At 35.3% G+C, this 12,755-nt stretch carries 6 protein-coding genes, 2 tRNA genes and 3 rRNA genes; 9 read left to right on the top strand and 2 right to left on the bottom strand.

The annotated features are described in order from the left end of the window. Nucleotides 1-49 precede the first annotated feature (49 nt). Nucleotides 50-2,662, top strand: a complete 2,613-nt coding sequence (gene leuS / locus MKD34_RS08895) for a leucine--tRNA ligase (RefSeq protein ID WP_240219091.1) — start codon at nt 50-52, stop codon at nt 2,660-2,662. A gap of 46 nt (nt 2,663-2,708) precedes the next feature. Here the strand turns inward: leuS and MKD34_RS08890 are convergent, their stop codons facing one another. Continuing rightward, complete coding sequence (locus MKD34_RS08890; protein ID WP_240219089.1) at nt 2,709-3,062, bottom strand: hypothetical protein; 354 nt, start codon at nt 3,060-3,062, stop codon at nt 2,709-2,711. Between the two features lie 19 nt (nt 3,063-3,081). Further along, a complete protein-coding gene (gene aroE, locus MKD34_RS08885) occupies nt 3,082-3,885 on the bottom strand; it encodes a shikimate dehydrogenase (protein WP_240219087.1) in 804 nt (267 codons plus the stop codon). A 95-nt stretch (nt 3,886-3,980) separates the two neighbouring features. On the opposite strand from aroE, the gene MKD34_RS08880 reads away from it, so the two are divergent. The 8 genes from MKD34_RS08880 to MKD34_RS08845 all read left to right on the top strand — a co-directional run bounded on the left by MKD34_RS08880 (nt 3,981) and on the right by MKD34_RS08845 (nt 12,755). Further along, on the top strand, nt 3,981-4,631 hold the full coding sequence (locus tag MKD34_RS08880; protein WP_240219085.1) for a Crp/Fnr family transcriptional regulator: 651 nt from the start codon (nt 3,981-3,983) through the stop codon (nt 4,629-4,631). 202 nt (nt 4,632-4,833) lie between these two features. Then, a 16S ribosomal RNA gene (locus tag MKD34_RS08875) occupies nt 4,834-6,346 on the top strand. 52 nt (nt 6,347-6,398) lie between these two features. Then, a tRNA-Ala gene (locus tag MKD34_RS08870) sits at nt 6,399-6,474 on the top strand. A 136-nt stretch (nt 6,475-6,610) separates the two neighbouring features. After that, a 23S ribosomal RNA gene (locus tag MKD34_RS08865) occupies nt 6,611-9,527 on the top strand. A 49-nt stretch (nt 9,528-9,576) separates the two neighbouring features. Beyond that, nucleotides 9,577-9,693 (top strand): 5S ribosomal RNA (rrf, locus tag MKD34_RS08860). Together the 16S, 23S and 5S rRNA genes with 2 tRNA genes alongside form the textbook arrangement of a ribosomal RNA operon. Before the next feature lie 10 nt (nt 9,694-9,703). Then, nucleotides 9,704-9,779 (top strand) — tRNA-Asn (locus MKD34_RS08855). Nucleotides 9,780-9,906: 127 nt separating this feature from the next. Beyond that, on the top strand, nt 9,907-11,520 hold the full coding sequence (locus MKD34_RS08850) for a hypothetical protein (protein WP_240219084.1): 1,614 nt from the start codon (nt 9,907-9,909) through the stop codon (nt 11,518-11,520). Then, nucleotides 11,520-12,755 (top strand): sugar transferase, encoded by a 1,236-nt coding sequence (locus MKD34_RS08845; protein WP_240219083.1) that lies wholly within the window; start codon nt 11,520-11,522, stop codon nt 12,753-12,755. The genes MKD34_RS08850 and MKD34_RS08845 overlap by 1 nt, the downstream gene beginning before the upstream one ends.

Below are 12,755 nucleotides of genomic sequence, written 5' to 3'. Positions count from 1 at the left end.
TTTTTTATGCTATATTATGAGATAAAATTAAAGCTAATGGGGTGAAGAGATGAGAGAATATAATTTTAGCCAAATTGAAGAAAAATGGCAACAAAAATGGAAAGAAGAAAATATATTTAAGACTGAAAATAAAGTTGAAGGAAAAGAAAATTACTATGTTTTAGAGATGTTACCATATCCATCTGGAAAACTACATGTTGGTCATGCTAGAAACTATACAATAGGAGATGTTATAGCAAGATATAAAAGAATGAAAGGGTATAATGTACTACATCCAATGGGATGGGATTCGTTTGGATTACCTGCAGAAAATGCTGCTATTCAAAATGGTGCACATCCAGCATTATGGACAAAATCAAATATAGATAATATGAATAGACAGTTAAAAATGATGGGACTATCATATGACTGGGATAGAGAGATTGCTACTTATACTCCTGAGTACTATAAGTGGAATCAATGGATATTTAAAAAAATGTTTGAAATGGGATTAGTTTATAAGAAAAAATCAACTGTAAACTGGTGCCCAGATTGCCAAACAGTTTTAGCAAACGAGCAAGTTGAAGATGGAATGTGTTGGAGACACTCTAAAACTCCTGTTATCCAAAAAGATTTAGAGCAATGGTTCTTTAAAATAACAGATTATGCAGAGGAATTATTAGAAGGGCATAAAGAGTTAGTTGATGGATGGCCAGAAAAAGTTTTAACAATGCAAAAAAACTGGATTGGAAAATCTTTTGGAACAGAAGTAAACTTTAAGTTGGTTGAAAAAGATGAAAAGTTACCAGTATTTACAACAAGAGTTGATACATTATTTGGAGTTACATATGCTGTAATTGCTCCAGAGCACCCATTAGTAGATGAAATTATAAAAATTAATTCAAGTATAAGAGAAGCTGTATCTGCAATGAAGAATACTGATATGATTGAAAGAACAGCTGAAGGAAAAGAAAAAAATGGTATAAATACAGGTTGGCATGTAATAAATCCTGTAAATGGAGAAAAAGTTGAGTTATGGATAGCTGACTATGTATTAATGAACTATGGAACTGGAGCTGTTATGGCTGTACCAGCTCATGATGAAAGAGATTTTGCTTTTGCTAAAAAGTATGATTTACCAATAAAAGTTGTAATTAATCCAATAGATAAAGAAACAAAAAAAGAGATTGTGATAGAAGCTTCAGAGATGAAAAATGCTTTTGTTGGATCTGGAGTAATGACAAATTCTGAAGAATTTAATGGAATATCTTCAAAAGAAGCTTTAGTTAAAATAGCAGAATATGTAGAAGCAAAAGGATTTGGAGAAAGAACAACAAAGTACAGATTAAAAGATTGGGGAGTTTCAAGACAAAGATACTGGGGAACACCAATTCCAGCTTTATATTGTGAAAAATGTGGAGTAGTTATGGAAAAAGATGAGAATCTTCCAGTATTATTACCAACAGATGTAGAATTCACAGGTAATGGAAATCCTTTAGAAACATCAGAAAGTTATAAGCATTCAGTATGTCCTTGTTGTGGTGGACCTGCAAGAAGAGATACTGATACAATGGATACATTTGTAGATTCATCATGGTATTTCTTAAGATATTGTGATCCTAAAAATACAAACTTACCATTTGAAAAGGATATTGTTGATGGTTGGGTTCCTGTAGATCAATATATAGGTGGAATAGAGCATGCTGTGATGCACTTATTATATTCAAGATTCTTCTCAAAAGTTTTAAGAGATATGGGATTATTATCATCAAATGAACCTTTTAAAAGATTATTAACTCAAGGAATGGTACTAGGACCATCATATTACTCAGCAAATGAAAATAGATTCTTATACCCTGATGAAGTTGAAATGAAAGGATCTCAAGCTTTCTTAAAAACAACTGGTGAAGAGGTCCAAGTTAAAGTTGAAAAAATGTCAAAATCTAAAAATAATGGTGTAGATCCAGAGATTATGATAAATAAATATGGAGCAGATACTACTAGATTATTTATAATGTTTGCTGCCCCACCTGAGAGAGAATTAGAGTGGAATGAAAATGGATTGGCAGGAGCAGCAAGATTTTTAAATAAAATTTGGAGATTAGTTCTTGAAAATAAAGAGTATTTGACAGATTCAACAGTGATTGATTATACAAAATTAAGTAAAGAAGATAAAGGATTAGTTAGAAAATTACACCAAACAATTAAAAAGGTAACTGAGTCTATCGAAGCTGACTATCACTTTAATACATCGATAGCAGCAACTATGGAGTTATTAAATGAAATGCAAGATTTTAGAACTCAAGTTTTAGGAACAGATAAAGAAACATCAGAATCTAAAAAAATATTTAGAGAAGCGATGGTAAATGTTGTTATTATGCTATCACCATTTACCCCTCATTTCTGTGATGAGTTATGGCAAGAGATGGGAAATAAGGGCATGTTATTCTTAGAATCATGGCCAACTCATAAAGAAGAATTAACTGTAGCAGATGAGATATCAATAGCTGTTCAAGTTAATGGAAAATTAAGAGGAACTTTAGAAGTAGAGAGAACAGTTTCTAAAGATGAGTTAGAAAAGAAGGCATTAGAAATAGAAAATGTTAAGAAGTTTATTGAAGGACAAACTGTTGTAAAAATAATAGTTGTTCCAGGTAAAATTGTAAATATTGTAGTAAAATAAATTCAAGAAAAAAGGAGAGTATAAAGAACTCTCCTTTTTTTTAATTTTATTTTTTAAATTTATCCCAAAAACTAGGTTTTTGAGCATTTTTCATTCTTTTCTCTTCTGCTTGTTCTCTATGATAATTTGACCAATTTGGGTTATTTTTCATGTTGGTTTTCATTTGCTTCATATAATTGTAGGTAGCTTTTGTATTTTTGTATTTTGTTATAAAATTATTTTTTATATCAATAAAAGTTTGAACAATTCCTTGAAAAAAACCAACAAATTTTTGAATTATTCTTTTGTACCAAGTAAATTTATAGATTTCTTTGCAATTTGGGCATCTATATTTTGCAACTTTATCCATTATTTTCATTTTTTCTTTACACTTTGGACAAGTGATGATAATTTTTTTCATATTTAAAAAGCCTCCAATGTTATTTATAAATTGTATTAATGAGTTCATTGTATATTTGTTCGTAGTTAAATTCTCTTTCATTCCAAATTTCTTGAGATTTTATTCCTTGAGAGATTAGCATATATAAACCATTTTCGAAGGTTTTTCCTAAATCTTTAGCATATTTTAAAAATAAAGTCTCTTTAGGATTATATATTAGATCTAAAACAAAATTAAAATTTTGGATGATATTTTTCTTAACTGGTGAGGTATTAATATTAGGGGTAGTACCAACAGGAGTGGCATTTATAAGTAAATAACCAGAAGTTTTTTCTAAATCATTATATGAAAGTAAAAATACATTTTTTAATTCATTTTCTACATTAATAATATTTCTAGAAACAACATAGATAATCGCACCCAAATCTGAAAGGGCTTTAATACAAGCTTTTGATGCTCCACCAGTACCTAAAATAACTACTTTTTTATTTTTTAAGATTAATCCCATTTTTTCAAATGTTTTTATAAGTCCAAAGTAATCAGTATTGTACGCAATAAGTTTTCCATTTTCAAACTTTATGCAATTGGCAGCTCCAATAGATTGAACTTCTGGAGATAAAATGTCTACAAATTTTAAAATAGATGTTTTATATGGGATTGTGACATTAATTCCTAAAATATTTTCTTGTTTTAGATTTTGTAAAAATTCTTTAATTAGATTTTCTTCTTTTAAATCATATACTTTGTATTGAGCATTAATATTATATAGTTCAAAAATTTTACTATGTAAAGTTGGTGAGAATGTATAGGAAATATTTTTTCCCAATAAACCAAATTTTTTCATAAAATCACCTCTTATACTAATTATAGTATTATTTTTTCTAATAAACAATGGTATTATAATATTAAATATTATTGAAAAAATAGGAGGAGGTTATAATGGATTTTAAAACTTTAGTTAAGTTTAAATTATTTAAAGGAATATCAGAAGATGAATTAGAAAATTTATTTGGGAAGATAAAATATGAAATAAAAAAATTTAAAAAAAATGATGTTGTATTTTTTAGAGATGAAAAAGTAGATGGTTTATTTATAGTTATAATGGGATTATTAAGTGCAGAAATGTTAAAGAGTAATGGAGATGTACAAAAAATTGAAAACTTATCAAATGGAGATATAATTGGCTCAGCTTTTATATTTGGAGAAGACAATAATTTACCGGTAGATTTAATAGTCTTAGAAGAAGGAATGTTGCTACATATTGACAAGAATAATTTACTACAAGCTTTTAATACAAATGAAAAATTCTTAATAAATTTTCTTGATGAAATTTCTGATAAAACACAATTTTTATCAAACAAAGTTTGGAAAAGTTTTAATAATAAGACTATAAAAGAAAAGGTATTAGATTATATATTAGAAAATACACAAAATAATAAAGTGATTTTTAAACATTCAATTAAAGAACTTGCTGAATTATTTGGAGTAAGTAGACCTTCTTTATCTAGAGTTATTAGTGAATTTGTTGAAGAAGAAATATTAAGAAGAGATGGAAAGAATAAGTTTATTTTAAATAAAGAAAAAATTTAAGTAAAAAAATAAAAAAAGTGTTGACAGAATGTAATTGTTGTGGTATTATACTTCTTGTAGCGGGAACAACCGCAACGAAGAAATTCAAAGGACATTAACAACCGAATAGAGAAAATAGTCAGAAGTTATGAAAATAACAAAATGCCAGAAATGGCAAACCAATAAATGGTGTAAACGTAAGTCTTAGGACTTTAAATATATTTGAATGAAGAGTTTGATCCTGGCTCAGGATGAACGCTGACAGAATGCTTAACACATGCAAGTCGATTCGATTTACCTTCGGGTATTGAGGATGGCGGACGGGTGAGTAACGCGTAAGGAACTTGCCTCTTGGTCTGGGACAACTGTTGGAAACGACAGCTAATACCGGATATTATGAGATTCTCGCATGGGAAACTTATGAAAGCTATATGCGCCAAGAGAGAGCCTTGCGTTCCATTAGCTAGTTGGTGGGGTAACGGCCCACCAAGGCGACGATGGATAGCCGGCCTGAGAGGGTGAACGGCCACAAGGGGACTGAGACACGGCCCTTACTCCTACGGGAGGCAGCAGTGGGGAATATTGGACAATGGGCCACAAGCCTGATCCAGCAATTCTGTGTGCACGATGAAGGTCTTCGGATTGTAAAGTGCTTTCAGTTGGGAAGAAGAAAGTGACGGTACCAACAGAAGAAGCGACGGCTAAATACGTGCCAGCAGCCGCGGTAATACGTATGTCGCAAGCGTTATCCGGATTTATTGGGCGTAAAGCGCGTCTAGGCGGAAAAATAAGTCTGATGTTAAAATGCGGGGCTCAACTCCGTATTGCGTTGGAAACTGTTTTTCTAGAGTACTGGAGAGGTGGGCGGAACTACAAGTGTAGAGGTGAAATTCGTAGATATTTGTAGGAATGCCGATGGAGAAGTCAGCTCACTGGACAGATACTGACGCTAAAGCGCGAAAGCGTGGGGAGCAAACAGGATTAGATACCCTGGTAGTCCACGCCGTAAACGATGATCACTAGGTGTTGGGGGTCGAACCTCAGCGCCCAAGCTAACGCGATAAGTGATCCGCCTGGGGAGTACGCACGCAAGTGTGAAACTCAAAGGAATTGACGGGGACCCGCACAAGCGGTGGAGCATGTGGTTTAATTCGACGCAACGCGAGAAACCTTACCAGCGTTTGACATCCTAAGAAGTTTCCAGAGATGGATTCGTGCCGGCTTGCCGGAACTTAGTGACAGGTGGTGCATGGCTGTCGTCAGCTCGTGTCGTGAGATGTTGGGTTAAGTCCCGCAACGAGCGCAACCCCTATTGTATGTTGCTACCATTAAGTTGAGCACTCATGCGATACTGCCTGCGATGAGCAGGAGGAAGGTGGGGATGACGTCAAGTCATCATGCCCCTTATACGCTGGGCTACACACGTGCTACAATGGGCAGTACAGAGAGTTGCCAACCCGCGAGGGTGAGCTAATCTCTTAAAGCTGTTCTTAGTTCGGATTGTACTCTGCAACTCGAGTACATGAAGTTGGAATCGCTAGTAATCGCAAATCAGCATGTTGCGGTGAATACGTTCTCGGGTCTTGTACACACCGCCCGTCACACCACGAGAGTTGGTTGCACCTGAAGTAGCAGGCCTAACCGTAAGGAGGGATGTTCCTAAGGTGTGATTAGCGATTGGGGTGAAGTCGTAACAAGGTATCCGTACGGGAACGTGCGGATGGATCACCTCCTTTCTAAGGAGACTAACTTTTTCTCTATTCGATTGATACTGTTCTTTGTAAGTATGGGGATATAGCTCAGTTGGGAGAGCGACGCACTTGCACTGCGTAGGTCAGCGGTTCGACTCCGCTTATCTCCACCAAAACATTATCAAACTTGGACATTGGAAACTATATAGTAGATATTGAGAAAATATTCTAAATTAACTAACAATTCATTTTTAAGTCAATCTTAAATTGAGTAGTTAGTCTGTCTAAATAATATGAATTATATTACAAGGTTAAAATATTAAGGGCACACGAAGGATGCCTAGGAAGTAAGAGCCGATGAAGGACGTGGTAAGCTGCGATAAGCTTGGTGGAGTTGCAATCGAACTGTGATGCCAAGATTTCCGAATGGAGAAATCTGCTAAGATGGAGTCTTAGCACGAAAGAGGGAACCGCGTGAACTGAAACATCTAAGTAACGCGAGGAAAAGAAAGTAAAAACGATCCCCTAAGTAGCGGCGAGCGAACGGGGGTGAGCCCAAACCGTAGATGTGCCAAGGATGCAGCCGTTGCATCTACGGGGTAGCGGGAAGATCGTCTGAAGAACTGCAAGGTATTCGACATTATGATACGCCGAACTGGAAAGGTCTGGAAAGGCCTGCCGTAGAGAGTGAAAGCCTCGTACAGGTAAACCGTATCAAATGTATGATCTCTCCCAAGTAGCACGGAACACGAGGAATTCTGTGTGAATCTGCGAGGACCATATCTCGTAAGGCTAAATACTCTTACTTACCGATAGCGCATAGTACCGTGAGGGAAAGGTGAAAAGAACCCCGGGAGGGGAGTGAAATAGAACCTGAAATCGTGTGCTTACAAGCGGTCAGAGCCCTTTGGGGTGATGGCGTGCCTTTTGGAGAATGATCCTGCGAGTTACGTTCAGTGGCAAGGTTAAGTTTAACGGAGCCGAAGGGAAACCGAGTCTGAATAGGGCGACATAGTCGCTGGGCGTAGACGCGAAACCTGGTGATCTAAGCCTGTCCAGGGTGAAGCTGTGGTAAGACACAGTGGAGGCCCGAACTCACCGCCGTTGAAAAGTTGGGAGATGAGGTAGGTTTAGGGGTGAAAAGCCAATCGAACCAGGAGATAGCTCGTTCTCTCCGAAATGCATTTAGGTGCAGCCTTGAGTGTTCAATTATGGGGGTAGAGCACTGAATGACCTAGGGGGCATACTGCTTACCGAAGTCAATCAAACTCCGAATACCATAATTCTAGAGCTCAGGAGTGAGACTATGGGAATTAACTTCCATGGTCAAAAGGGAAACAACCCAGACCACCAGCTAAGGTCCCTAATTATAACTAAGTGGGAAAGGAGGTGGAGATTCACAAACAACCAGGAGGTTGGCTTAGAAGCAGCCATACCTTTAAAGAGTGCGTAATAGCTCACTGGTCGAGAGTCTCTGCGCCGACAATGTAACGGGGCTAAGTTATAAACCGAAGCTGTGGAGTTGCGTAAGCGACTGGTAGGAGAGCGTTCTGTAGGCCGTTGAAGGAGAATCGACAAGAAACTCTGGAGGTATCAGAAGTGAGAATGCAGGAATAAGTAGCGAGAATGGGGGCGAGAATCCCCCACGCCGGAAGACCAAGGGTTCCAGGGTAAAGTTTGTCTCCCCTGGGTAAGCCGGGTCCTAAGCCGAGGCTAGATTGCGTAGGCGAATGGAAAACAGATTAATATTTCTGTGCCACTGATATCAAGTGATGGAGGGACGCAGGAGGTTATGCACGCTGGCGAACGGAAGTGCCAGTTCAAGCATGTAGCGTGGTCTAGTAGGAAAATCCGCTAGACTAAACGTGAGGTGTGATGAGGAGTCGTAAGATGGAAGGTGCAAATACCACACTGCCGAGAAAAGCTTCTAAGCGTTTTAAAGATATTAGTGCCCGTACCCCAAACCGACACAGGTGGTCAGGATGAGAAATCTAAGGCGGACAGGCTAACTCTCGTTAAGGAACTCTGCAAAATAGCCCCGTAACTTCGGGAGAAGGGGTGCCTTTTATGGTGAGCGTACACGCGACGCAAAGCTATGAGAGGCCGCAGTGAAGAGTCTCAGGCGACTGTTTAACAAAAACACAGGTCTATGCTAAGCTGTAAGGCGACGTATATGGGCTGACACCTGCCCAGTGCCGGAAGGTTAAGAGGAGGAGTGAGAGCTCCGAATTGAAGCCCCGGTGAACGGCGGCCGTAACTATAACGGTCCTAAGGTAGCGAAATTCCTTGTCGGGTAAGTTCCGACCTGCACGAATGGTGTAACGATCTGAGAGCTGTCTTGACGGGAGGCCTGGTGAAATTGTATTACCGGTGAAGATACCGGTTACCTGCAGTAGGACGGAAAGACCCCATGGAGCTTTACTGTAGCTTGGTATTGGGTTTTGGCATCGTATGTATAGGATAGTTGGGAGACTATGATGCGTGGTCGCTAGATTACGCGGAGTCACTGGTGGAATACCAACCATACTATGTCGGAATTCTAATTTGAGGTTTGTACCCTCGAAGACAGTGCTAGGTGGGCAGTTTGACTGGGGCGGTCGCCTCCGAAAGAGTAACGGAGGCGTTCAAAGGTTCTCTCAGGTTGGATGGAAATCAACCGCAGAGTGCAATGGCATAAGAGAGCTTAACTGCGAGACTGACGGGTCGAGCAGGTGCGAAAGCAGGACATAGTGATCCGGCGATTCCGAATGGAAGGGTCGTCGCTCAACGGATAAAAGCTACCCTGGGGATAACAGGCTGATTCTACCCGAGAGTCCATATCGACGGTAGAGTTTGGCACCTCGATGTCGGCTCATCGCATCCTGGGGCTGGAGAAGGTCCCAAGGGTTGGGCTGTTCGCCCATTAAAGCGGTACGTGAGCTGGGTTCAGAACGTCGTGAGACAGTTCGGTCCCTATCCACTGTAGGCGTTAGAGTATTGAGAAGATCTGTCCTTAGTACGAGAGGACCGGGATGGACAAACCTCTGATGTACCAGTTGTCACGCCAGTGGCACAGCTGGGTAGTCACGTTTGGAACAGATAACCGCTGAAAGCATCTAAGCGGGAAACTGACTTCAAGATAAGTACTCTTTAAGATACCTTCGAGACTAGGAGGTTGATAGGTTGGGGGTGTAAGAGTTGTGAGACTTTTAGCTGACCAATACTAATATATCGAAGTTTTAACCTTAATATACTACTATATAGTTTCAAGTGTTCAAGAACACAAATAAATATTGATTGGCAACGATAGCTATGGAGGTACACCCAGTAACATTTCGAACCTGGAAGTTAAGCCCATAAACGCTGAAAGTACTTGGGGGGCAGCCCCCTGGGAGGATAGGAAGTTGCCAATCTTAAAAAAGTGCTTCTTTAGCTCAGTTGGTAGAGCGCACGACTGTTAATCGTGTTGTCGCTGGTTCGAGCCCAGCAAGAAGCGCCATTTTTTATTTTTTGGAAAAATAATTAACTTTAAAGAGCTTTTTAGCTCTTTTTTTTATACAATTAATTCAATATAGTGTATAATAATAAAGAATTTAAAAATTTAAAAATGGGGTGAGTATAAAAATATGATTAAAAAAGAAAAAATAATAGTATCAATAATTTCTATATTAATAATAGTAATTGGTTTTATGTTATTATTTAATAGAAAAAAAATAGAAAACATATTAAAAAGTAATAAAAGTATTTCTAAAATATATGAAAATAGTGAAAAGAAAAAAAATGAAAAAATTTTTGATATAAAATTAAAAGATAATAAATTGAAAAGAATTTTGGAAAGTTTATCACCAGATAAAATGGAAATAGCAGTTTTAACTTTAAAAGATGGAAAGTTAGTTGATTTTATAAATAATCCAGATATTAAATCGTATTTAGAAAATAAAGAGTATAATAAAGCTTTAGAAAACTCTAAAGTAATAAAAGGACTAAAAGATTTAATATTATTATCTCCAGAGTTAGGTAAATACTTTAAAGAAGATTTAATAAAAAACAATTTTGAGAATAGTATTAAAACTATCGAGAATAGACCTGAAGTTATAAAAATTAAAGACAGGATAACTAAATTATTACCAATAAAAAATAGTAAAGATACTTTTGATCAGCTTTCAGAAAATAATTTAATAGAAATAAGTGAGATTTTATCCAAATCACCGATAACTGTTGAGTTTGTAGAAAAGAAAGATATGAAAAAATATGATTTAGAAGAAACGGTTGAAATAAGTAAAACTCTTTATAAAATTGGAAGTGTAAATCCAAGTTTAGCAATTGAAATAGAAGATATGTTGAAAGGATTTGATATTAGAAAAGCTGCTTTATATGGCGATTTATATGTTCAAGACGAAAAGTATGAAAAAGAATTAAAAAAGGAATATGAAGAAAAAGTATATACATTTGAAGATCCGTTCTTAAGATACAATCCATATGGAAGAACACCTTTAGCCTATGGTATGAAATATGAACCAAGTGATGATATTGAATTATTAAAAGTAACAGTAATGGGTATGGGAGGAATGCCTAACTTTAGTTATGAAAAAAAATATACATCAGGAGATATTTTACCAATAGTAGGATTATATCCAAAATCAGAAAATATAGTTTTAATTGAACAATTAAATCTGAATGATAAAAAAGTTATAAAAAGTAAAAAATTAAAATTGAAGACAGTGGCGATAGATGATAAATTACCAGCTATTTATATTGAGAAAAGAGTTCCAGGAAGTATCCAGCCAGGATTTAATTTAGCTTCTTATAATTTAAAAGATGAAGGTTTACCGTTCACTTTTGACAGCATGGGGAATATTAGATATATTTTAAAAACTGGAAAAGAAATGAGAAAAGTTAAAATCGAAAAAGAGGATTCTGGTGTGTGGGAAGTAAAAAATGATGAGGATAAATTTCAATTAGATATTTTAGGTAAAATACTTGGAAGAATTGGAAGAGATGATGAAGATATAGCAAGCAAAAATAGAAAGACAAAATATTTAGTTAGAAATAATAATATGCTGACAGTTGTTTCTTACAGAGATGGGGCTTATCCTACCGCATTGTTTTCAGAATATGGTTTAGATTCTAAAGATGAAATATTTAAAGCAATTATATTTTATGATAAAAATGGAGCTGATGAAAATATAATAGAAGATGGAGAAAGAGTTGTTCTCTATGAAGGAGATAGTGAGAGTTAATGTTAAAAGCGTTTTATATAGGTATTTTAGGGATTCTATTTTCAACTTTAACAAACTTGTTAGGATTAACGTTAGAAACGAGTATTATAGGCATTGGAGTATTTTCTTTTATAATGCTAGGATTGTACTTATTTGATTTAATGAATTTTGATGTACCTAAGTATACAATAAGAAATTATATAACTGTAATTGGACTGAATTTTATATTCTTTTTGATTTGGTTTCTTATAAGTTGGGATTTTTGGTTAATTATATTTTTCCTTTTATTTACTACAATTACAATTTTTTTAAGAACAATTATAAATATAGTCGTTTATAGAGTTAAGCCAGTTACAATTTATGGAACCGGGGAGTTAAAAGTTAATTTAGAAAAAAGTTTAGAAAAATTAGAGGGTTATAGATATATTAATTTTACTGATGATATTGAAAAGTTAGAGGAATTTGTAAAAGTTAATAATATAAAATTATTATTATTAGGAAAAATAAGATTAGAAGAAAAAGAAATTGAAAAAATATTAAAAATAAAATTAAGAAATACTCATGTAATGGGATATTTAGATTATATGTTAGAAATTGAAAAAAAAGTTGAAGTTTCGTATATAAATGAAGAATGGTTATTAAATGCTTATGGATTTGAGATTTTAAGAAGTAAATTTCAAAACAAAGTAAAAAGAGTTTTTGATATTGGAATGTCTATTGTAATAGGAGCTTTAACTTTTCCAATTATGATAATTGCAGCTATAATTGTAAAAATAGAAAGTCCAGGACCAATTATATATTCTCAAGATAGAGTAGGAGAGAATGAAAAGGAATTTCCTGTATATAAATTTAGAAGTATGAGACAGGATGCAGAAAAAGATGGAGCAAAATGGGCTCAAAAAAATGATCCAAGAGTTACAAAGTTTGGAAATTTTATGAGAAAAACAAGAGTAGATGAGCTACCTCAACTCTTAAATGTTATTAGAGGAGATATGAGTTTTATTGGCCCAAGACCTGAGAGAATGGTGTTTATAAAAGAGTTAGAAAAACAAATTCCGTATTATGGATTAAGACACATGGTAAAACCTGGACTTACTGGATGGGCTCAAGTAATGTATCCATATGGAGCAACAGTTGAAGATGCTAAAAATAAATTAGAGTATGATTTATACTACATAAAGTGTTATAGCTTATATTTAGATATAGTAATTTTATTTAAAACTTTAAAAACAGTTGTTTTTGGAAAAGGAAGGTAA

This window comes from Cetobacterium somerae (assembly GCF_022430525.1).
In the GTDB taxonomy this organism is placed as follows: domain Bacteria; phylum Fusobacteriota; class Fusobacteriia; order Fusobacteriales; family Fusobacteriaceae; genus Cetobacterium_A.
This window is presented reverse-complemented; position numbering and strand designations above follow the sequence as displayed.

Excerpts from the sequence above, each read along its gene's own strand:
- aroE (WP_240219087.1), bottom strand. The coding sequence starts at position 3,885 with ATGAAAAAATTTGGTTTATTGGGAAAAAATATTTCCTATACATTCTCA.
- MKD34_RS08880 (WP_240219085.1), top strand. The coding sequence starts at position 3,981 with ATGGATTTTAAAACTTTAGTTAAGTTTAAATTATTTAAAGGAATATCA.
- MKD34_RS08845 (WP_240219083.1), top strand. The coding sequence starts at position 11,520 with ATGTTAAAAGCGTTTTATATAGGTATTTTAGGGATTCTATTTTCAACT.
- MKD34_RS08890 (WP_240219089.1), bottom strand. The coding sequence starts at position 3,062 with ATGAAAAAAATTATCATCACTTGTCCAAAGTGTAAAGAAAAAATGAAA.
- MKD34_RS08850 (WP_240219084.1), top strand. The coding sequence starts at position 9,907 with ATGATTAAAAAAGAAAAAATAATAGTATCAATAATTTCTATATTAATA.
- leuS (WP_240219091.1), top strand. The coding sequence starts at position 50 with ATGAGAGAATATAATTTTAGCCAAATTGAAGAAAAATGGCAACAAAAA.